This is a genomic window from Variovorax sp. V118 (assembly GCF_041154445.1).
Classification (GTDB): Bacteria; Pseudomonadota; Gammaproteobacteria; order Burkholderiales; family Burkholderiaceae_C; genus Variovorax; species Variovorax boronicumulans.
Genome location: NZ_AP028663.1, coordinates 4,725,240 through 4,746,386, shown reverse-complemented (window position 1 = coordinate 4,746,386; position 21,147 = coordinate 4,725,240). Strand labels below are relative to the sequence as shown.

The 21,147-nt window shown below is 58.5% G+C and carries 19 protein-coding genes and 2 pseudogenes; 10 read left to right on the top strand and 11 right to left on the bottom strand.

The annotated features are described in order from the left end of the window. Nucleotides 1-6: 6 nt before the first annotated feature. Together ACAM52_RS22050 and ACAM52_RS22045 are read left to right on the top strand one after the other, a co-directional pair. On the top strand, nucleotides 7-381 hold the full coding sequence (locus tag ACAM52_RS22050) for a hypothetical protein (protein WP_369631490.1): 375 nt from the start codon (nucleotides 7-9) through the stop codon (nucleotides 379-381). 96 nt (nucleotides 382-477) lie between these two features. After that, the gene (locus tag ACAM52_RS22045) at nucleotides 478-1,836 is read left to right on the top strand and encodes a hypothetical protein (protein ID WP_369631491.1); all 1,359 of its coding nucleotides are present in this window, start codon (nucleotides 478-480) and stop codon (nucleotides 1,834-1,836) included. Nucleotides 1,837-2,118: 282 nt separating this feature from the next. On the opposite strand, the gene ACAM52_RS22040 is transcribed toward ACAM52_RS22045, so the two are convergent. The 8 genes from ACAM52_RS22040 to istA all read right to left on the bottom strand — a co-directional run bounded on the left by ACAM52_RS22040 (nucleotide 2,119) and on the right by istA (nucleotide 11,618). Beyond that, complete coding sequence (locus ACAM52_RS22040; protein ID WP_369631492.1) at nucleotides 2,119-3,552, bottom strand: toll/interleukin-1 receptor domain-containing protein; 1,434 nt, start codon at nucleotides 3,550-3,552, stop codon at nucleotides 2,119-2,121. A 150-nt stretch (nucleotides 3,553-3,702) separates the two neighbouring features. Beyond that, entirely contained in the window at nucleotides 3,703-4,095 is a 393-nt protein-coding gene (locus ACAM52_RS22035) for an H-NS family nucleoid-associated regulatory protein (protein WP_369631493.1), read from the bottom strand. Between the two features lie 330 nt (nucleotides 4,096-4,425). After that, nucleotides 4,426-5,733 (bottom strand): hypothetical protein, encoded by a 1,308-nt coding sequence (locus tag ACAM52_RS22030; RefSeq protein WP_369631494.1) that lies wholly within the window; start codon nucleotides 5,731-5,733, stop codon nucleotides 4,426-4,428. 255 nt (nucleotides 5,734-5,988) lie between these two features. Beyond that, nucleotides 5,989-7,431, bottom strand: a complete 1,443-nt coding sequence (locus ACAM52_RS22025; protein ID WP_369631495.1) for a DUF3987 domain-containing protein — start codon at nucleotides 7,429-7,431, stop codon at nucleotides 5,989-5,991. Next, nucleotides 7,431-7,661 (bottom strand): helix-turn-helix transcriptional regulator, encoded by a 231-nt coding sequence (locus ACAM52_RS22020; RefSeq protein ID WP_369631496.1) that lies wholly within the window; start codon nucleotides 7,659-7,661, stop codon nucleotides 7,431-7,433. The genes ACAM52_RS22025 and ACAM52_RS22020 overlap by 1 nt, the downstream gene beginning before the upstream one ends. Nucleotides 7,662-7,762: 101 nt before the next feature. Further along, nucleotides 7,763-9,055: a hypothetical protein gene (locus ACAM52_RS22015; protein ID WP_369644600.1), complete on the bottom strand. Its 1,293-nt coding sequence runs from the start codon at nucleotides 9,053-9,055 to the stop codon at nucleotides 7,763-7,765. 141 nt (nucleotides 9,056-9,196) lie between these two features. Then, a complete protein-coding gene (gene istB, locus ACAM52_RS22010) occupies nucleotides 9,197-10,093 on the bottom strand; it encodes an IS21-like element helper ATPase IstB (RefSeq protein WP_369629398.1) in 897 nt (298 codons plus the stop codon). After that, nucleotides 10,086-11,618: an IS21 family transposase gene (istA, locus tag ACAM52_RS22005; protein WP_369632795.1), complete on the bottom strand. Its 1,533-nt coding sequence runs from the start codon at nucleotides 11,616-11,618 to the stop codon at nucleotides 10,086-10,088. The genes istB and istA overlap by 8 nt, the downstream gene beginning before the upstream one ends. A gap of 122 nt (nucleotides 11,619-11,740) precedes the next feature. Between istA and ACAM52_RS22000 the strand changes: the two genes are divergently transcribed. From ACAM52_RS22000 to ACAM52_RS21985, 4 genes are all read left to right on the top strand, one after another. Further along, the gene (locus tag ACAM52_RS22000) at nucleotides 11,741-12,055 is read left to right on the top strand and encodes a hypothetical protein (protein ID WP_369644599.1); all 315 of its coding nucleotides are present in this window, start codon (nucleotides 11,741-11,743) and stop codon (nucleotides 12,053-12,055) included. Then, nucleotides 12,055-13,218 (top strand): hypothetical protein, encoded by a 1,164-nt coding sequence (locus ACAM52_RS21995; protein ID WP_369631501.1) that lies wholly within the window; start codon nucleotides 12,055-12,057, stop codon nucleotides 13,216-13,218. The genes ACAM52_RS22000 and ACAM52_RS21995 overlap by 1 nt, the downstream gene beginning before the upstream one ends. Beyond that, the gene (locus ACAM52_RS21990) at nucleotides 13,215-13,772 is read left to right on the top strand and encodes an exonuclease domain-containing protein (RefSeq protein ID WP_369631502.1); all 558 of its coding nucleotides are present in this window, start codon (nucleotides 13,215-13,217) and stop codon (nucleotides 13,770-13,772) included. The genes ACAM52_RS21995 and ACAM52_RS21990 overlap by 4 nt, the downstream gene beginning before the upstream one ends. A 214-nt stretch (nucleotides 13,773-13,986) precedes the next feature. Continuing rightward, the gene (locus ACAM52_RS21985; protein WP_369631503.1) at nucleotides 13,987-14,457 is read left to right on the top strand and encodes an SET domain-containing protein; all 471 of its coding nucleotides are present in this window, start codon (nucleotides 13,987-13,989) and stop codon (nucleotides 14,455-14,457) included. A gap of 18 nt (nucleotides 14,458-14,475) precedes the next feature. Here the strand turns inward: ACAM52_RS21985 and ACAM52_RS21980 are convergent, their stop codons facing one another. Continuing rightward, the gene (locus tag ACAM52_RS21980; RefSeq protein WP_369631504.1) at nucleotides 14,476-14,700 is read right to left on the bottom strand and encodes a hypothetical protein; all 225 of its coding nucleotides are present in this window, start codon (nucleotides 14,698-14,700) and stop codon (nucleotides 14,476-14,478) included. A 164-nt stretch (nucleotides 14,701-14,864) separates the two neighbouring features. Between ACAM52_RS21980 and ACAM52_RS21975 the strand changes: the two genes are divergently transcribed. The 3 genes and pseudogenes from ACAM52_RS21975 to ACAM52_RS21965 form a co-directional block, all read left to right on the top strand. Further along, on the top strand, nucleotides 14,865-15,242 hold the full coding sequence (locus ACAM52_RS21975) for a transposase (protein WP_369631505.1): 378 nt from the start codon (nucleotides 14,865-14,867) through the stop codon (nucleotides 15,240-15,242). After that, nucleotides 15,239-15,577, top strand: coding sequence for an IS66 family insertion sequence element accessory protein TnpB (gene tnpB, locus ACAM52_RS21970; protein ID WP_369631506.1), 339 nt, complete (start codon nucleotides 15,239-15,241; stop codon nucleotides 15,575-15,577). Before ACAM52_RS21975 ends, tnpB begins: the two co-directional genes overlap by 4 nt. Before the next feature lie 79 nt (nucleotides 15,578-15,656). Continuing rightward, nucleotides 15,657-17,018 (top strand): annotated as a pseudogene (locus tag ACAM52_RS21965) (IS66 family transposase); the annotation flags it as partial. Between the two features lie 28 nt (nucleotides 17,019-17,046). Here the strand turns inward: ACAM52_RS21965 and ACAM52_RS21960 are convergent. Continuing rightward, nucleotides 17,047-18,261 carry an IS110 family transposase gene (locus tag ACAM52_RS21960; RefSeq protein WP_369632732.1) on the bottom strand — a complete coding sequence of 405 codons (1,215 nt, stop codon included), beginning with the start codon at nucleotides 18,259-18,261 and terminating at the stop codon, nucleotides 17,047-17,049. A gap of 253 nt (nucleotides 18,262-18,514) precedes the next feature. Here ACAM52_RS21960 and ACAM52_RS21955 point away from each other — a divergent pair. Beyond that, nucleotides 18,515-18,763: pseudogene (locus ACAM52_RS21955) on the top strand (transposase domain-containing protein); the annotation flags it as partial. Between the two features lie 329 nt (nucleotides 18,764-19,092). Here ACAM52_RS21955 and ACAM52_RS21950 read toward each other — a convergent pair. After that, nucleotides 19,093-21,030, bottom strand: a complete 1,938-nt coding sequence (locus ACAM52_RS21950) for a S41 family peptidase (protein WP_369631507.1) — start codon at nucleotides 21,028-21,030, stop codon at nucleotides 19,093-19,095. Between the last annotated feature and the right edge of the window lie 117 nt (nucleotides 21,031-21,147).

Genomic DNA, 21,147 nt, shown 5'->3' with positions numbered 1-21,147 from the left:
CGTATCATGTTGGTTACATCCGACAACATTTTTACCAAGGAGAAAACGTTGAAACACCCATTGCGGCTGTTGGCCTTGGCCGGCGCCATCATCGCCATCATGGCGACCGCCTGCCACGCGGGCGATCCCCCTTTTGAAGCCTCCGTCCAAGTCATCCAAGGCGTCTCCGTCGTTCAACTCGAATCCGTAGCCGGTGAGGTCGTCCTTACGGGATTCGAGGTGAACCGAGGCAACTGCAAGAGCAAGTTGGGTGGCATCGACCCCTTGCCGTTGACGTTCAAGTTCGGCAACGCCGTCAAGCTCTTTGCCTACTCGTGCAGCGTGAAGGAAGTCTCCGTGACTACCAACCAGGGCACGTTCACCTATTCCTTTGGCCGATAGGCCGGCATCGTCATGTCAGGAGCGTGCGCAGTGCACTGCTCCTGCATCTTTTCGACCCCGGCTATGTCCGGAGTCAATTTGGAAAAACATCAATCAATGAAAAATCTCAAGAACACTATTCGAATGACAGCAGCGTCTGCCGTGATTTCGGCCCTGGCCGCGTGCGGTGGCGGCGGTGGTGGATCTGGCGGTGGTGTCGGTTTCCCGATTGGGGCCATTCCTCCCACGACCAATCCAGAACCCGCCGTGACATCCAGCGGTACCGCCGCTGTCGGCCTTCCCATCGTCGGTGGTCAGGTCACCATGAAGTGCGCTTCCGGCACCACCATGACGGCGGTCACGGAAAACACCGGGACCTGGCAGACGTCCGCCCGCAACAGCGACTACCCTTGTGTCATCCAGGTGTCCGGCGGCACGGCCGGCGGCGTCGAACGCACGACGTCGCTGTATTCGATCGCCAGCGGTCCTGGTGTTTCCAACATCACGCCACTGACCGACCTGATCGTGGCCGCTCTGAGCGGGCAAGAACCCGGAGCTTGGTTTGCCAGTGTCACCAATGGCGTACTGAGTGGCGTGATCACGCCGGCAGGGCTCTCGGATGCGCTCGGCAAGGTCAAGTCGGCCATCGCGACTTTGCCGGGCAGGCTGAGCCTGCTTGATGGGTTTGACCCGATCACCACCGGCTTCAATGCCACTAAGGGTGATGCAGTCGACGGCCTTCTCGAGGTCTATGGCGTTGCTCTGACGACCGCGGGGGTCACGCAAGCTGATGCAGGCAAGGCGGCCGCATCCGGCACGGCGCTGACGAAAGAGGCGTTCTCGTTGACGGCGTACACCACGCCGAACTTGACCGCGATCAAGATGGGCACTTCCAAAAATCTGGATGACACCTTCGGCATTTCGATTCCCGACCTGAACCGAGGTAGCTACACGGCGAAGGCCAGTATCGATGCCGAGGGCAATCTGAGTGCGCTGAGTGCCGGCAGTCCGTTTAACGGGTATGTGTCGCTCCTGGGCAATCGGATTGGCCAACTGTGCACGGCCAACAAGGGGGGCATGAATCCCAAGATGGCCAGTCAATATGTGTACGTGTCCTCGGAACTGACAGAGGTCACCGATGCTACTGAGCTGTTCGACAAGAAGTTTTTGGAATACGAAGACTGTGCTTCCTATGGCACTTCGGAAATCCGTGCAGATGGCGCGTTCATCTTCACTGAAACCGCATCGGGAAACAGCAATGAGCCCGACTTGAATTTTGCTCAGGCGCTGACCAGCAATGGTCGTGTTGATGCGGAAAACGGCGCGGTGATTCGTGGCAAGGTCTACAAGTACGCCGTCGGCGAAGTCACCACGTATGTCTATCTGATCGTCAGCACCAAGCAAGGGACCTCAACACCTGTGCTGAACGGCGAGACAGACTACGTCGTGATGGGTGTTTCCCGCCCATTACCATAAGCCGTCGGCGCGGAAATCATCACCCCCGTTTGGGGGTGATGATTTTTTTCCTGTGTACGGTCGGATCACAACGTGGTCGTTCTTCGGGCGATACTTGAAACGGTGGTCAAACGAAGCCTGAAAGGTCGAAACGGCTTGGTGGCGCCGTCGAGTCGCTCAAGCAGCTCGAAATTCCGACTGTATTGAGCGCCAAGGTATTTGGTGCCGCCGCCTCGATAAGCAGGGCACACGGTATCACCAAGTCCACTGCCGGAACCCAGGCGGGCGCACCGGAGGCGATTTTCAAGACTGGCTTCCCAAAAGGCTTGTGCCGGTCACGGCTGCGATGTCTACCGTATGGAAACCTGCCCCCAGCTTGGAGTGACTGTTGGCGAGAGAGCCAATTTTGGCTTTCAGTTCAGCCAAGTCTGCTACACCAAGTAGGTGTCTTATTTTTTCAAAATATGCTCGTGAAATGGAGCGTGCGAAAATTTCAAGCGGACGCATTCTTCGTCCGACATAGATGCAAGTCTCGGGATACCAAAATCCACCCTTGATTTGGGCTCGCAAGAAAAGAACAATATCGGCTTGATAAATGTCATCGGGGCTCAAGTTCGAAGCTGCAACTCGCGCTACCAGTTCGTCTGCGTGCAATGAGATTCTGTCGGATTCAAGTCGCCGCTTTCTTTCATCGAAAGACCGAATATTCTCCAGGAAAGCCGAAAAATCCATCATCGGCTCTTTTTGAAAATGGGCGGAGTTGGGCAGGTAATATGGTCGATTGACCAACTCTCCCGCTAAGTCAAACCTTCCGCTTTTGATGAAGATCGCGAAGATGCTCAAAAATAATTCGTGTACGATGAATCTGAAGTTGTCGAAGTCGCTTTCGTAATGCTGGCTGATGTGCCCAGGGCGTTGAGTGTATTTGTAAACAATTTCCAAGAAAAAATGTATATCGTCAGCGTATTGTAAATTCTGAGAGTAGGCGGCGATTGCCGAAAAAATCGACAAGGCTTCGTTCTTGAAGGGTAGAAAATCGTCGATACTTTTCTTGAAGACTTCATCGAAAACCATGTCTTTCTTGCGAGCGATTCTAAATCTCTCTAGATTCGTCTGAAAGACATTTGCGTAATCCTTAAAAGCTCCCTGAGCGGTCGGCTTCCCATTCATGATCGCGTCCAGAGCGCGCCGCGCGTGGATGCCCGTTCCTAAATTAAGGTGCTCACCTTCATCCAGATAGCCCGGACGAACTCCTATCTCAGGGCGAACGTACAACGGCTTGTCATAGATCCAACGGATGAGTTTTTCATGCTCTGAGGCATAGACTGACTCTGAACTCAGATCAATGTAAATTCTGGACTTGTAATACGTTGGAAGAAATGGCTTGCCGTTTTCATCTCTTTCGCAAACCACCAGTACAAAGCGGGTTTGATCCTGTTTGGCGTAAATTTCAGCAGAAATGATCTGAGTTTCTGTGCCAACCCCTCCGCTTCGATCGTTTGCTTTTTCAACATATAACCTGTCGGCCAAAATCACGACCTTCGACACTGTGGCATCATTAACCATCTTTTCCATGAAATGGTTCGTGTCTTGCCCCTCTCTCAGATCCCATTTGTCAAAAAGTACCTTCACGCCTGCTTGAACCAGCGATTCCGCTATTTCAAGAACCCATCTTTCATGGTCGGCGTTGGACCAGCTGTAGGAAATAAAGACTTTGGGGTGATTGGAAGTTGCCATGTTGTTATTTCAGAACATCAAACAGCAGTCAGGCGTTTACTAAGCTGGTTGCTTGCCTAGGTTGAAGGCGCAACTCTCCGTGAGGGGGGAAATCATGTTGGCCATGAATATGCAGGGCCCCACAGGAGCCCCGGTGCTGTTATTCTTTAGTCATCGAACTGCGATCCCAGAAAACCTATTTGCCAGCGCATCGCCCTCTACATCTGCCATCAATTCGCGCAGCCACGCAGGTTGCCGTCCCTTGCTTCCCCCTGTCCATTCTTCGCCATTCGGGCCACGGTACACGACGCCGTCTTGATAAGGTTTTTCGACTTTCACAAGGCTGCCGCGCGCAGCCCGCTTACGCGTGGATGTGTCGTAGTTAGCAAGCTCCTCTAAGCCCTCTTTGATGCTGAAACCCGCAGCTTGGAGCTTCTTCGCACAAGCATCAACGATTATCTTCAGTTCTTCACTGCGCTTGGCGTCACGCGCTGCTTCTGCCGCTTGAATCAACTTTTGCAGTTCAGCGTAACTCAGTTTAGTGATGTCCATATCATTTGCCATGCTTAGATCCTTTTCTTGAGAAATTTATCTTAACCTATTATTTTGAAATACTTGCTTTGCAGGGGGGCAATGGCCGGTCAAGTGCGCACAGAAACGGTGCCGAGGGAATTCTCAGAAATTTTCACAAAGAGGAAGGCATGGCCTCGTGGTGAGCTTTGTGATGATCTAAGGAGCCTGCGGCGTGGTCTGCTTTGGGGGCACTTGAAAGCGAGCGCAAACCGGGGAATTTCCAAATTTCACCTGCTCGCGGTGATGTACAGAACTATCCGCCTCGGCCTCAATCCCCTTGAAGGATAGTTCTGTGCATGCAGGCGCCTATCAATTTTTTTTCTAGACGAAGATTTCTCTCAGTTTGGCCTGGTACTCGGAGCCTGAGAGACCCGCGCCGCGTGGTCGGCCCGGCTTCTCCCCTTGGCGCTTTTGACGCTTTCCGTGCAGCACCATCTGTTCCTTGCCCGTCTGCTTCACGCGCACGATCTGCGAAGCCTTGACGAAATAGTCCACTGCCGTCCACAAGTGCTTGATCTTGTCGAAATCGTCATGTTCAACAATGCCGATGCCAACGTTCTTGTAGCCACCTGCGGCAGCTTTCGCGTTGCAACTGAAGTAGTAGCCTCGCCCCGCCGTAATCTTTTCCCAATATTTTCCGATCTCATGCGAGTAGAAGATGTCATGCTGTGCTTTTGATCCTTTGTAAAAAAAGCAAACGTGAACATGGTAGCCGGCCTCCCGTGAGTACTCGATGCGGCCAAAATAGTCGATGAACTTTTCCTTGCTGAAGAGGCTTCGCTTGTTTCGCATGTTGTTGAAGAAGTGGTGCAAGTCTTCTTTCACATCTGCAAGACTCACCCAACGACTAGGAGTCTCATGGAAATCAGCACCCTGCATGTATGCCTGGTATTCACGCTCTGCACGTTGCTGCTGCTCGCGGCCGCGCTCAAAGGCCTCACTCTTGTTCTTGCACGCAGCTTTTCTGTACAGAAAAACTACGTCAACAACCATGATTCGACTGTGCTCCTCGAGCATCTCAATCATGAAATCCCTCAAGTAGTTCCTGTTTCGCCTGGGCCCGCTTAACCAATCGCTCATGCGGCTTTTGAGTCGCTCCTTCTTGGCCGCTTCGCGTAGCGTCAGCACAAAGTTGTTCGCAATTTTTGCGTGCTCAGATCCTACTTCATTGAGGGGGCTTAGATTTCGATATTCAAATTCTTCTGCTTCCCAATCAACATGTGAATAGTGTCTGATTGGGTGCTGTTGGTAGGTTTTGAAGAACAGATCAAAGTCTGGTGGAAACGAAAGTGATGGGCTATATATTCGGGCGTAGGTGGGCAGCATTTTTATGTCATGAGCCATCCTCAAGGTATTAGCGAATTCGATATTTCTTCGTTTGTATATCTCATAGGGAAGATCGTCTGTTTCGAATAATCGCTTGCTGAAAGACTCCAACGCACTGAGGTGCGCTGCGTTGACGGGGATGCGGTAGCGTTCGCCGTTGTTCCCATATATGGAGTTTTGTACGTTTAATGTTTCTCCGATAAATTTTTTGCAACGTCCTGCTTTCGTTTCCCCCAGCATGAGCTCATCGGAAGAGAGGTTTGTCATTTTGCGATTTTCTTGAAGGTAGTCCCGGTCGCTCATGGATCTATTCACTTTGGAATTGCCTTCGCACCTTACTCGTGAATGGGTGTTTGAAGGGCTTATATTTCCCCCTCTTGCTTGTTGACTTGGCGGCCTGGTGTTGGTTGCTTCTATTAACCTTGTTAGAACCAGAAGTCCGCAAAGAGAAAAAGCAAGGTGATTCTCCGATCAGTGATCGAAGAAATTCCTTGCTTTCTACGGATCTTAATTTTGGTGAATGTACGTAATCATTCAGGCCGTAAAGGTGAGCAGAGATTAGTAGCTACCAACTTTACAAAGGAGGTGCCCCAAGCGATCCGGCCTGTCCCAGTAGACGTATCCATCCTTCAGGGTTGCATCGCCTTGCTGGCAAAGTAAACCGAGGGCCTCGTTGAAATGCGCGGAGCGCACCAGACCGATGTTGAAGGCCTCCTCACTCAATCGGCGCTTCGGGACCTTGCAGTCGCGCACACGCAAGCCATGCAGCATCAAATCCCACAAGGTTTCGGCATCTTTCTCGGCGTTACGCCCGCTGGTTTGCCCGTGCTCCGTCAAGGCGACATAGTTGTCCAAGCTCCACAGGACCCATTCTGCGGAATCAGCAATTTCGCAAGCCTCGATGGGCCCATCGATACCGGCAAATTCATGATGCCGCGCCGCGTGCCGCAGGATGTTCTGTGAAGCTTTGTCGATGACCGCTAACTCGCCCGGGCTGGCCGCACCTCGGCGGATACCGTGCAGGTACCTTTCGATGTCCTGAAATTCCCTTTTGGCGGATTGCGACAACTCCTGGACTTTTCGGTCCTTCCACCCGCTTTGGTTCAACCGGTCTTGAAGGTCGAAGAAGTATTCCGCCCGATCGAGCACGATCTGCAGCGCCGAAGTGCCACGTGTGTCGGAAGGGCTGAAGGATTGCTGCGCGAAATCCGATTCGTGGACCCCGTAGTACAAAGATCGGCTTGCCTTTCCACTGTCCACGTAGAACTTTCCTTTTGATGTGGACAGAAAACTCATGAGGACGCTGCGCTGGATAGACAGGATGAAGGTGGGCATGGCGCGCACAACCTGCACGCCCATATGGCTGCGTGCGTGGCTAGGCGGCATGTCACTCCAGGAACTGCACAAAGCCCCAATCAGGTCCTTCTCCATTTCCGCCAACATCGGGCCCCCTTCGTCGGCGTAGAAGAGGGTCGCGGGATGCTTCGCGGCTTGCTCGATCCAGGGAGCAAAAGTGGTGTTTTCGAAACGGTGAGGCGGAGATGGCGGCATTTTCGGAATGCTCTTTTCCAACTCCAACAGGCGCTGCTGCAAGCTGGCATCTGCGGGATGCCCGAGGGAGGCGTTCTTCTTTATGGACTTGAGAATGCCTGCCTTTTGCGCTTTCCAGGCCTCCTTGTTTGCCTCGTACTCATGCCATGCCACGATGGTGCCGTCGGTGTAGGCCTCACGCCATTGGTCGAAGTGTTTCCGAAAGAGTTTGCCCATCGGGGTCTTGCCGGCACCAGCCGGGCCGAAGACCGTGACGTAGGCGAGGGCGGGGATCAACTCGCCATAAGGTGTCTTGACGAGTAGGCAAGGGCCAACGGCTTGGGAAATGTAGCCATCTAGGAATCCAGCTAGGAAGATTTCCGCGGCCGCCGTTGCGGCCTGCTCGGCGATGACGTTGCGCACAACACGCGATGAGGCGTGCAAGGGTGGGAGCGTGGACTTGATGATCATCACTCGCCCCGGCCTTCCACGAGACGTGAGCGAGGGCGTTCAGCCAGCCAGGCTTCGACCTCGCTGAGGACATAGGTGGCTCTTCGCGTGCCGAGTTTGATCGCCAGCGGCCAAGTCGGATCGTGATAGGGCGACTTTGGGTCCTGCCAGCTATAGCGGGTGGATTTGCCAATGCCCAGCCACGTATCGATCTGCGCGCCGGACATGTGGGACGGTTTGATAGTGCTCACTTGCTTCTCCTAGAACCCCGTCGGACCATTCCGGCGGGAGTGGGGGAAGCTTCGCGGCTCGCTGGATTTTCAAAAAGGGCAGTTTCTTAAACGAATCGCCACTACTGAACGGGATGAGGCTCCTCCTCCCCAAGGAGGAAGTGCATGCCCAACTCAAACGTGAGCTTGCCGAGCCCTTCCATCGCAATGAGCATCCCCTCCCGGTTGTTCGTCTTGGCGATCACTTTCGCTTTGCGAGCCAACGCGCTTCGAAACCGGAAGCGCTGAACCGTGAGTTCCGTGTGCCCTTGCAGCGCATCCAGGAACCATTCGAAACGGCTTGTCCAAATCAGCCTATGTTCCTCTGGAATGGCGTCAGAGGACTTTGCGGGATGGTTGTCCCAAGGGGATGTCTTGAGCGAACTCAGGATGCTGCCGCCCTGTGTTTGCTGGCCTTTCCAGTACGGCCGGTGTTTCGTCCGCTCGCCTTCGCTTCTTGCCTGCTCTTGACGTACGCAGCAAAGGGCAGCAATCATTTCGAGAAGACTGACGGTGAAAAAATTCTTATGTTCGAATGCCGGTTTCCGGAAAAGGAGATAGGTCTGCATTAAATGCAGTGCAGGTAGTGTCGCTTTCTTCAAGGAAGATTTCGTGAATTCTTCACGCAATGCTGAACCGACCGCGCGGCAAAGCATTTCTTCTTGGGACTTGGAAAAAAGAGGAAAATCTTCGTCGGTGACAATTGGGTCAAACATTCCTAGCGCATCATTCCCGGTGAGCGCCTTTGCGAATTCGTCAATCGCCGGGCCGATGGGGACCAGCTCGCATTGCCGATCTGCCTTGTCAAGCAGATGCGGATATGCCTCTACGAAATGGGCAAACTCAAGCGTATGAAGGTACAGGAAGAGTTCTTCATCTAGAGCGATGTTTGCCGCGGGAACATCGAACTTCACCAACTCCAAATCTATCCGATCGGCGAGATAGCTATAGGTTTTTACCGCGTCCCAGTATTCGGTTCGGCCAGTGTCGGGAAGGAGTTTTTCGATGTTTCGCTCGATGTTGTTGAGGTGCCAATGCAGTGCTTCTGGTAGGTTGGAAATCGCCTCGTAGGTCTCGTCATCTAGCTCGACGCTGAGGTAGCTTTTGAGATCCGAGAAGAGTGCTGATACTTCTTCACTTGACTTGGACTGGGAGTTCGGAGAGGGACTTTGATAGGGAAACGCGTCCCGCAGCGATAACGAGTACCGATTTCGTCCGTCACCCTCCGGCCATTTGAGTAGATCGAACAGTTGAAATTTTCCCGGGCCGGAATCTATCGACTGGAAATCTGCGGACCATCGATCTCGGCCTAGTCGGTATAGAAGCTTCAGAACCTTCAGTGCGGTCGATTTATTTTTTCGATAGTGCTGCTCCATGCTGCGACCGGTTAATGTCGCAAGGTCTTTCTTAATTTTCTTGAGGTAGCTTGTTAGCGCCAGTGCAATCGAGATCAGCAGTGCCAGTCGAACATTGACCAGGGGCTGGAGCTGGTTCCGGTAGGAGCCAGCTGTGGATAACTATAGGTTGGATGCCTCGGTAGGTCCTCCTTTTCTTGAACCGATTGTTGGTATTCCCGAGCCGTCAGGCGAGGCCCCTTCCTCCGCGACCTCGCTCCCCTGAGCCGCAGTTGTCTTCCTGGTCTGCTCGCGCGTCTTGATGCGCCCCTTGGCTTCGTGCGTGCTGTGGCGGAAGCGGTAGGACTCGTTGCCCGTCTCGATGATGTGGCAGTGATGGGTCAAGCGATCCAGCAGCGCCGTGGTCATCTTGGCGTCGCCGAACACACTGGACCACTCCCCGAACGTCAGGTTGGTGGTGATCATCACGCTGGTGTGCTCGTACAGCTTGGACAGCAGGTGGAACAACAAGGCGCCACCGGCCTGGCTGAACGGCAGATAACCCAACTCGTCGAGCACGACCAGGTCCATGCGCACCAGACTCATGGCGATGCGTCCGGCACGTCCCTGGCTCTTCTCATGCTCCAGGGCATTGACCAGATCGACCGTGGAGTAGAACCGCACTCGCTTGGCGTGCCGGGTGAGCCCGGCAATCCCCAGCGCCGTGGCCAGGTGGGTCTTGCCAGTGCCTGGTCCACCGACCAACACCACGTTCTGCGCATCCTGCGTGAACGACAGGTCCGCCAGTTTCTGGATCAACGCGCGGTCGACCTGCGAGACAGAGAAGTCGAACCCGGCCAGATCGCGGTGCATGGGGAAGCGCGCCGACTTCATCTGGTGAGCAATGGAGCGCATTGCCCGGTCAGCATCTTCGGCCTGCAGCAGGTGCTCCACCAGCCAGCGTGATGCGGCCAGGGTCGTATCGCCGCCTTGCTCCGTCAGATCGGCCCAGGCCGTGGCCATGCCGTTGAGCCTCAGCGCCTTCAGTTGGGCCTGTACATCGATGGAGGTCTCACGCATGGCCAACCTCCTGTCCGTCCAGATGATCCTGGTGGGTGGGGCGCAGCCGGTCGTAGCGCGCGGTGTCGGCCTTAGGCGCCTGGGTGAGTCGCAGGGACGTCTGCGCTTGGTCTGGCGTGGCCGGGTTGTTCAAGCGGGCCAGTACGTTGCGCACGTGCTCAACGCTGATGCTGCCGCTGGGCGCTCTGCCTTCGAGCACCAGCTCGATGGCCACCAGCACCGCTTCCAGCCCGGCCTGCGGCACCACGGCCAGCACCTGTGCCATGACCCGGTCTCCTCCAGGGTGCCTGAGCAGCGACTGGCGCAAGCGCAGCAACGGCGCCGGCAGGTCCAGGAATGGCGTGCCGTTGCGCAAGGCGCCCGGCTTGCGCTGCACCAGCTCGATGTAGTGCTGCCAGTCGTAGCTGGTCTGGCCGCTGCCTGGCAGCCGGACATGGCTGGCTACGACGGCGTCCGCGGCCGCTACATCGATTCTCTCGGGATAGACGCGGGTGCTGACGATGTGGCCGGCCCACTCGCACGGTACGGAGTAACGGTTGCGCGCGGCGGCCACCAGGCAGGTGCTGCTGACCCGGGCCAGCCGCTCAACGTAGCCGTCGAAGGGGGCCGGCATGGACATGAGGTGAGGCTTCTCCAACTCCCACATCTCGGCCACAGTGAACTGCCGGTGGATCGGGTGCGTGGTGTCACTCCACACCGAACGACACCGCTCACTCAGCCAGGCATTGAGTTCGATGAACGAGCCGAAGCGCCGGGTTGCGGCTTCGATCCAGATGCGCCGGCGACTGTCCTGCACGTTCTTCTCGACCACACCCTTCTCCCAGCCGGAGGCGACGTTGCAGAAGTCGGGGTCGAACAGGTAGTGGCTGCACATGGCAGCGAAGCGCGCGTTGACGGTGCGCTGCTTGCCGCGCTGCACCTTGTCCACGGCGGTGCGCATGTTGTCGTAGATGCCGCGCCGGGTGACGCCGCCGAGTGCTTGGAACGAGCGGGTGTGGGCGTCGAACAGCATCTCGTGGCCCTGGCTGGGGTAGGCCACCAGCCAGAAGGCTCGACTGGCGCATAGCTTCAGGTGCGCCACTTGCACGTTGTAGAACACGCCACCGACGACCATGGCTTCGACGCTCCAGTCGAACTGGAAGGCCTCGCCCAGTTCGAAGCTCATCGGAACGAACGCCTTGGCCGGACTGGCTGCCGACTCCACCCGCCAGCGCCGGATGTAGTCGGTGACGGCGCTGTAACCGCCACGGTAGCCCTGCGCCTGTATCTGGGCAAACAGTGCACGGCCGCTACGCCGCCCTTGCTTGGGGCGATGGCTGTCGGTTGTGAGCGCCTGATGCAGGGTCGGCTCGAACGCCGTGAGCTTGCCCTCGAGCTTCACCCGCTCGTACTTCGGCACAACATCGCTGGGAGCCCGCAGCCACTTCTTGACCGTGTTGCGCGACAGGCCCGTGCGCTTTGCGATCTCACTGAGAGAGAGTTGGTCGCGCAGCCTCATGCGCCTGACCTTGCCAATCATGTCCATGGTGATCACCTTGAATCCCTGCTGAAATTCTCAGCAGGTCAGTGGAACACCCTGGTCAATATTGGATTGGCACTTTGCGGTTTAGCTGGTCAAGATTGCATCGGCACTAACACACCAACCGCTTGTCTGTGCTTGACCCTGCGCTCCAGCGTCGCGCCGCCATCGTCGAGGAGTTCACGCGCCCCGACGACGGCGAGCGTCAGGCCCTGCTGGCCATGGATCTGGAGGGTGTCGGTCTCACCGACCGAGAGATCAAGGAGCTGGTCGCCGCCACCGGCCCACGCAACAAGCTTCCGGGCTGGACGTTCTCCGATATCCGTACCCGTTTGTACCCGGCTGCGCTGGCCCAGGCCTTCCCCGATCGGGCGTTGACACACCAGGACTTGATCGGTGTCGCAAGTGCGATGCGGCCGTCGCCGGTCATGGAGGACAAGTGATGCCGCGCTCTGCGTTGTTTGGTCGCCGCATTCACATCACCGGCAGCATCGTCGAGGACGCCAACGTGGCGACGGCGGCCGAGGTGACTCGGGCTCGCGAATTCGTGAAGGCGCTGGTGCTGGACCTGCTTTCCAAGGGCGCCACTTTCGTCATCCCCGTAGACGCTGAGAAGAACCGCGCTGACGGCCAACCCATCTGTTTCGACTGGCTGGTGTGGGACACCATCCATAGCAACCTGGCGCGTCGGCCGGCCGACGCGCCGGGACCGCTGGTCATCGCAGTCAAGCACCACAAGAACGAAGCCCAGATCCCGGCCGAGTACCGTTCGGTGTGGAATGCCATGCGGGTGTCGCCGCTGGTGCAGATCGAGAGCGCTGCGCACTGGAACATGGCCAGCAAGCGTATGGAGGCCCAGGCGCAGCACGGCGACATCCTGATTGCCGTCGGCGGCGGAGAGGGCGTTCTGTTCCTCGCCAACTTGTATCACGACGCCGGCAAGCCGGTGATTCCGCTGAACTTCGGCCTCGGGCCGGCGACCACGGGGTCGTCGCGCCTCTTCGACTTCGCAATGTCCGGCAGCAACGCGCAGCGCCTGTTCCAGACCGAGGGTGCGGCCACGCCGCAGAGTTGGCTCAACCGCATCGAGATGTATGCGGGCAAGACGGCGAGCGATGGCGTACGCGACGTGCTCGGCCTCCTCGAGGACCTGGTGCCTCCGAAGGCGTTCGTGGTCCGGCTGCTGAATCCCGCGCACCCGGACTACAACGACGTTCAGAACTTTTTCGACGTCGTGGTTCAGCCTGTCATCGAAGGAGAACTGGGCTACAAGCTCACTGTGATTGACGGGAACCAACCCTACGAGCATGCTCGCATTGATGAGGAGATCTTCAAGAAGCTACACCGCAGCAGAGTGGTCCTTGCTGATATCACGGGCGTGCGACCGAACTGCTTCATCGAGCTGGGCTATGCGTTGGGACGAGGCTTGCCGACCATGCTGCTGTCCAAGGACGGGACGGAATCCCCGTTCGACATTTACTCGCTGTCGGGTCATCGCTGGAAGACGACTGGCACCGCGCAAGAGCGCCGGCAGGAGTTTCGTCAGCACTGGAACGCTATCAAGAACCGTCCTCCACTCGTCGCCCCAGACCCGCTGATTCCATGAGCCAGAAGCGCGAAATCTTCTTATCGGTGGACGTCGAGACGTCAGGCCCAATCCCCGGCGAGTACAGCATGCTCACCATCGGCGCGTGCAACGTCGACAACCCCGAGCAGGTGTTTTCGTGCGAGCTGAAGCCGATCTCGCCCAGCGCCGACCCGAAGGCCATGGGGGTGACCGGGCTCTCTCTGGAGACACTTGCCGCCGAGGGACTGGCTCCCGAGGTCGCAATGAAGCAGTTTGAGGACTGGGTGGCCGAGGTCGCCGGCGACGACAGCACGCCCGTGTTCGTCGGGCTCAACGCGCCTTTCGACTGGTCATTCGTCAACTACTACTTCCATCGTTACCTGCAGTCGAATCCCTTCGGCTTTACCGCACTGGACATCAAAGCGCTCTACATGGGGGCGACGGGCTCAACTTGGGCAGACACCCGCTCGAGCCGGATGGCTGCTCGACTACACCCCAAGTCCAGGGGCGACCATCAGGCGCTGCACGACGCCCAATACCAAGCTGAGCTGTTCCGCTTGATCCGAGGCATCTTGCCGCGGGCGCGCGGCTGATCTCTCTTGCCATTTACAACCCGCGAACCGGCAATCCCGAGCGCAACAGCGATACCTTGGCCGTCATCTTCATTTTTCCGTTCGTCCACTTCATCAGAGGTACCTTTGGCGCACTTCAGGCGAGCGGCTCCTTGCTATTCCTGCGGGCGGTTAATGTCACGTCGAAGCGTCCAAGTATCTGTTGAAGATGCTTCCCATGAAGAATAGAAAATCTATGACCGAGCACGCTATTTCAAGCCATCCGCATATCGAAGTTCGCCATAGTGACGTGCATGGAGCAGGCATCTTCGCGTTGTGCGATTTGGCGCAAGGCTCGCTCATCGGAATCTACACAGGCCGACGTTACAGCGCCGACGAGGTCCATGGCAAGGATTGGGACAACCGGCTGACGTACCTCTTTGGTCTATCTGACGGAACTACCATCGACGGCGCCGAAGGCGGCAATGCGACGCGGCACTTGAACCATGCCTGTGAGCCGAACTGTGAGGCACTCGAGGTGTACGGCGAAGGGAGTCAGCTCGTGTTGCGTATCGAAGCGGTCCGGCACATACGCGCCGGCGAAGAGCTTTTCATCGACTACGCGCTGAACGTAGATGCGGATGCTGATCCAGACGACTATCGCTGCCGTTGCGGTTCCGTGAAGTGCCGTGGCACCCTGCTGGCCCCGCTCGCCGAGTTGGCCTGAAAAAGCGCAGCAACGTGATCAGCGCGCGGAGTCGAATTGAGTCGCGTGAATGAGCGCGATCAGCGCGCGGTCGAAGTTGTTGATCAGTTTCAGGAAGGCCGCGGCTTCTTCCGGGGTTGGAGTCCTGGAAGGTCCATCCATTGCGGGCAGGCTCGATGTGGTCAGCGCCATCGGCGCCAGCACCTGTGTGCTGGCAGGGCGATTTTCGGCCGTCTGGTGCAGCGGGTAAGAACTCTTAGGCACGGAAATATCCTATTGCAATCACTTCGCTTTTTCCGAAGCGTTGCGAGCAAAAAAGTCATGCGCGACAACATCGTCGCGTTTGAGATGTAAGCGGCTGGCCGCCCCACCTTGAGTAGAGCCGATGGCTAAACGATGCTGTCCAGTTAACTTCTAACTGGACGGTTATGGACGTGAACCCCAAGTCGCGGCGCAGACACAGCGCTGAGTTCAAGGCACAGGTTGTGGCCGCGTGCACCGAGCCCGGCGCCACTGTCGCGGCGGTAGCTCGAGCCTTCGGTCTGAACGACAACCTCGTTCACGACTGGCGCCGCGGTCGCAGCGGTGCGGGCGTTTCCAGGACCATCGGAACATCGCTGCAAGAGTCACCGCCGGAGTTTGTTGCGCTGTCGATGCCTTCGCCGCCGCCGACAGCACCGGCGCCGGCGGTCGCTCCCGAGGGGATCCGTCTGGAGTTCAAGCGTGGGGCTCTCGGCGTAAGCGTGACGTGGCCCATAGCGGCCGCTGCTGACTGCGCGGCCTGGCTTCGCGAGGTGCTGCGTTGATTCGTATCGACGCACTGTGGCTGTGCACGAAGCCGGTGGACATGCGTTGTGGCGCCGAGCGTCTGCTCGCGCACGTAGTGCATGCGCTAGGGAGCGCGAACGCCCACCATGGCTACATGTTTGCCAATGCGCGGGCCACACGTATCAAGATGCTCGTGCATGACGGGTTCGGCGTGTGGTGCGCCGCGCGACGGCTGAACGCCGGGCGCTTCGCCTGGCCACGCGAGATCGACACAGCCAAGCCGATCGCTCTGACGCAAGCGCAGTTCGATGCGCTGGTGATTGGCTTGCCCTGGCAGCGGCTGCCGCAGATGAGCGCGATCACGCGGCTCTAGCAGTCGAACTCGCCAAGACGGCGCGTTGACGGCGCATCTCCCAGTGGCGGTGAGTCGCCGCCGTCTGCATGATTCGCGCATGCAACCACTGCATGATCTCAAGGACGAAGACCTCCAGGGCTTGGCCCCTGAGGCCATCGCCGCGCTCGCGCAGCAGATGCTTCAGCGCCTGCGCCAACAGGACAGCGAGATCAAGTTCAAGGACACCAAGATCGAGAAGATCACCTTCCAGCTCGCACGGCTGAAGGCCTGGAAGTTCGGCGCGAAGACCGAGGTAATGAACGCCGAGCAGAAGCGCCTGTTCGAGGAGACGCTGGCCGAGGACGAGGCCAGCCTGCAGGCGCAACTGGAGCAAGCCAGGGGTCAAGCATCAACCCCGCCTGCACTCGATGGCGACAACAACAAGCGCAAGCGGCATCGCCAGCCCCTGCCCGATCATCTGCGTCGCGTCGAACACCACCACGAACCCGCCGATACGAACTGCCCGTCACTCGACTGCGGCCGGCCGATGGTGCGCGTGGGCGAAGACATCAGCGAACAACTGGACATCGTTCCGGCCGAGTTCTTCGTTCATCGCCACATCTACGGCAAGTGGGCCTGCCGCTGTTGCCAGTGCCTGGTGCAGGAGCCGGCCGTGCCGCAGATCATCGACGGCGGCATCATGGCCGCCGGGCTGATCGCGCACACGCTGACGAGCCACTTCGTCGACCACCTGCCGTACTACAGGCTGGAGACCATCAACGCGCGCTCTGGGGTGCACACGCCGCGCTCGACGCTGGCGCAGACCTCGGGGCGCGCTGGCGCGGCCCTGGAGCCCTTGTACGACGCGCAAAAGCGCTTCGTACTGCAGTCGAGGGTGCTGCATGCCGACGAGACACCTGTTGCCATGCTGGACCCAGGCCGAGGCAAGACCAAGAGGGCTTACATCTGGGCCTATGCCAGGGGAGCCTTCGATTCCATACCGGGTGTCGTCTACGAGTTCTGCCTGGGCCGGGGTGCCCAGTACCCCATAGCCTTCCTGCAGGGAAGCGACGGCTTCGGCGCGCACGCGCCTTGGAGTGGCACGCTGGTGCGCGACGAATACTCGGCGTACGACAACGTCGTCGCAGCGCATGCTGATCGCATCGCCGCAGGATGCCTCGCTCATGCGAGACGCCACTTCCACGAACTGGGCAAGGCGGGCACCAGCGAAGTGGCGTCCGAGGCGCTGCGTCGCATCGCGGCGATCTACCGTGCCGAGCGCCAGTTCGGCGCGCTCGCTGGCGAAGACCGCCTACGCATGCGCCAGTCGGTGACCATGCCGCTGTGGGAGGAACTGCGTGTGTGGCTGCAACTCGAGCGTGCCAGGGTCCCCGACGGCGGGGCGACGGCCAAGGCCTTGAGCTACAGCTTGAATGCCTGGACTGCGCTGACGCGCAACCTCGCCGACGGCGATGTGCCGGTGGACACGGATGCTTTTGACAAGGGATTCAGAGTCTTTCCCCTTTCGCGGGAGGGTTTCCCTTTCCGGGAGGCCTCTCCTTCCAAGACGCGACGAAGTTTTCATAAGCCTTCTCGGCTTCACACACGCGGTCTCGCTCAGCATCCCGCACGGGTTTGATACTGTAGTCACGTGCCGGACCAGGGGCCTTCCCGCCGCGCCGTGATGGCCGCCCCGACCTGAGCTCCAACGCCCGCAGCTTGTACTGAAACAGGGCCGGTCGAACCCAAGTGTAGTCCTGCTTTTTCGTCAGCATGTGCCAGATGAGCACGGTCAACTTGCGTGCGGTGGCGACTGCGGCAACGGGTTGTCCTCGCCTGAGACTGATGCGGTGGAAGAATGCGCTGAGCGGACCAGGCCCCATCCCAATGACCCACGCTGCCTCAACGAGCATGCTTCGCGCATGACCGTTTCCTTGATGAGTGATATGCCCGTGATAGGCCGGGCGATCACCCGACTGGTGAACCGAGGGATTGAGACCAAGGTAGGCGACCAGCTTCTGGGAACTCGAGAACCGCGTGATATCCCCGATCGCGGCGAGCACGCTGGCGGCCACCACGACGTTGACCCCGCCGATCGTCATCAGACGTCGAACTTCCGGATCGTCGAGTGCATAGCGAGCCACATCCTGATCAATCAGCGCCAACTCCGCCGTCAGTCGCTGGATCTCATCATGGTGACGCAGCGCCATGCGCATCTGGTCGAGCGCAAGGGGCAAGGCCTCCAGGATCGTCCGCCCCTTCGCGCTGAAGATTCGGCCCGTCTCCTGCGGCATCAGGTTGGCGTGAAGGATCGAGTGAATTCTGTTCTTCAACCGCGTCATCTGCGACACCAGCTGGGTCCGCTCCGCGATGACCCGTCGTCGCTCGCAGACCTCCTCGGTGGGCATCCAGACTTCGGGGAGGAACTGCGCAGCGTGCAGGCGTGCGAGCGTTGCAGCGTCAATCTTGTCCGTCTTGACCTTGGCCCAAGCGATGGCCCGGACCTGCAGTGGGTTGGCGATCACGACGCGATGCGCGAATGGCTCAAGCAGCCGAACAATGGCTGCCGTATTGCCAGTGGCCTCAAGCACGACGTCGTCTTCTTTGGTCAGGGTCTCGGCAAACTTGAGCACGGCGAATCGATCCATCGCGAAGCGGCCATGCTGATTGACCTGGCCGTTCTCGACGATCGCCACCTGCGCAAAGTTCCGATGCACATCCAAGCCGATAACTCTCATATGCGACCTCCTGTGAGTGAAACGACAAGGCGGAAGCTCGCGGACAACACGACAACTACGGATTCGCGCTCGCAGCGCAACCGGGCGAGTCGAAGGGGCAGCCAGATAACAACCCGAGCTCGCAGCTCATTGTCTAATCTCGGCCTGCCCGCAAACACCTATGCTTCCGTCGCCCCCATCCCGGTATGTGCACGATACGCCTGCTGGAGTGTCGTGCGCCGGGAGGCGCGCGGAGACAAGCATGCCCGGTAACAACCACTTGGAAAATCGAATCCGTCCTTGGGCCATGGGACGCCGCGCCTGGCTGTTCGCCGGTAGCGAACTGGCTGGTCAGCGCGCCGCCGTCGTGATGAGCCTGGTGCAGTCGGCACGCCTGTGCGGCCACGATCCGCACGCCTACCTCAAGGACGTCCTGCAGCGCCTGCCCACGCACATGGCCAGCCGCATCGATGAACTCCTGCCGCATCGCTGGCAACCGCTCACCTGACTCTGCGGCAGAGGCTACCGCCGCTCATGACCGTCAAGATGGAGCGCCCATCCGCTTACTTTGAGATTGTGGTGTGGGCGCATGATTCCTGACGTTGTTCTTGATCGCGTGCTTGACCCCGAAGGCCCCCGCCGATTCGACAGCCAGTGTGAACTCCGTCAGCCGTACCACGTTTTCAGCTGATAACGTCCTCGTCAAATCGAAAATGCGTGATCAAGCTCCAGGTGCGGCCCTCGTCGTTGGGATTGTGGGCTCGGTATCGCTGCTCATTGAAATCGTTGCACCGCTCTAACTTCTCTTTCCAACTCAGATTGGTGCTCCGCTTCGACTTAGCGTTGTTTCGCCCCGCCGCCGCCCAACTCTTGACCGGCACGCTCAAAGAGGTCCTGGTTGTGCTCCATCACATCCCGCACAGTCATCCGGTAAAGGATGTCCGGCACGATACCTACATCTTCCAGCACGCGCCCTTCATGCGCCCGCACACGCAGCGCGCGGCGCATCGTCAGGCTCAGGTGGACGCGGTTCGGCAAGTCGGCAAGGCCGGACGAGCCGCGTGCAAGATAAACATTGAGATCGGAGCTCATCCACGGTAGGTCGCGCACAACATGGGACAGGGTTCCATCGTGGATGACCCACGCCGTATCACCATCATCGACCTGACCAGGCGACAGCGTTGCCGCTCCAGACAAAGATACGCCCGCTGTATTGAAGGCATTGACGACCTGCGCAGACAAGTCGCCAGCAGCGAAGTCGTTCTTCAGCTTCCGGTCAAGGCGAAGATCTGGATTGAATAAACGCACGACATCCCATCCCCAGTTGTTTCCGCCGGCTGCGGCCATGTTGCCGTCAGTGCAGATGACTTTTCCGATCTCGTTGTCGATGAAGCCGGCAGCGAACATGTCAGCAGTACTGAATGCCAGCGCGTCGCTTATGAGAATCACCGGGCCGGCGTACTTGCGGCCGACCTTGTTGTAATCGGCATCCTCGCCTTCGATCGGAATGCCACGGGTGTAAGCCTCGCCAGTTCTGTATGCCTCCACAAACGAAGGGCGCCACCTGATGAACATGTCGCTCGCATCTACCATGGCGCGCGTCAGATCGGTCACGCGAAACTGGAAGCGTGCCGGCACGATCGGCTGTGCACTGAACAGCTGTAGCACACGCTCGCCTGCGGCGATGTAGCCTCCGGTGTTGTGTCGGATGTCGAAAATTAAGCCATTCTGTGGCAGTGTCGCAAGCACAGGAGCCAGGGCATTGACGAGGGCGTCGGCGTCGCTTGCGCCAAACGACCAGAAGCGCACATAGGCAAAAATGCCACCGCTCGTCGTGACGGTGCCGTAGTCGATCACGCCGTGCGCGGTGCTGCCGTGGATGGCGGGGACACCAAGTGGCGGCGTGTCAGGCACGGCGGGCGGGGGGAGATCGAAGGAGTGTGGTGCGGTCAACACTCGACGTGCATTCTGCAGGTCCATCAGCAGAAGGTCACCGCCGAAGCCGGTGAGATTGCGCCCCAGCCCAGGATAACTCGGCGTGGCGGCGGCCTCGAATCCGATCCAGCTGAAGCGTTCTTCCAACTCCATGCCATTCAAAGAGAAGCGCAGATCGACCCAATCTTCCAGCGGCGGCCCGAACTGCGTAAGTGGGCGATGTGTAAGGAAGGCCAGACTCCGCGCAAGCGCTGCGGCCTCGTTTCCACCGTCGAAGAGATTGGCGGTCAGGCGGACATAGCGATCGATGGGGATGCCGTTCCAGTGACTGACGCGCGCGCCGGCCTGAAGTGCCTTGAACACGACCGCTGCATCGGTCTTGGTCACGAGGTAGATCTCGCTTTCACCATCCCAGCACGTTTCGATGGTGAAGGGGAGAGCCGCCGCGAAACCATAGGGCGCCCGCCCGTAGAACATGACGTGCCGATCCCTAACTCGTGCAAGGATCTCGACCAGGTTCTGGTGGAACTCAGCATCGGAAAACGCCTGGGCTTGTAACCGCAGCAGCCCCAGTGCCCGGACAGGATCGAAACCATATACCGCTTTTTTGCGCTCGAGATGCACATAAAAGCTGTCCAGGGCGATCGAGATTTGATCAATGAGACGCAGCCTATCAGCGAAGGGATAGAGGGCAACTGCGGCGAGCTCCGGAGCCGGCAATGCGAACGTCCTTGCGAGCAGCTTGCCCCCTGGTGAGCGGATCAGGACTTCGCCTGCGCTTTCAGCCGGCCTTGTTCCTGCTCCACCCACGTGCTTCTTTGAAGATTCCTTCTTCGACATTACGTTCTCCTCAAATCAAACTGTCGGCGCAGTTGCGAGCATCTGGCCTATGCCGATCGCATCACTGCGCCCTGTCTGCCGCAGGTCCGAGTCAGAGTGCCGGCGGGGACGCAGAGG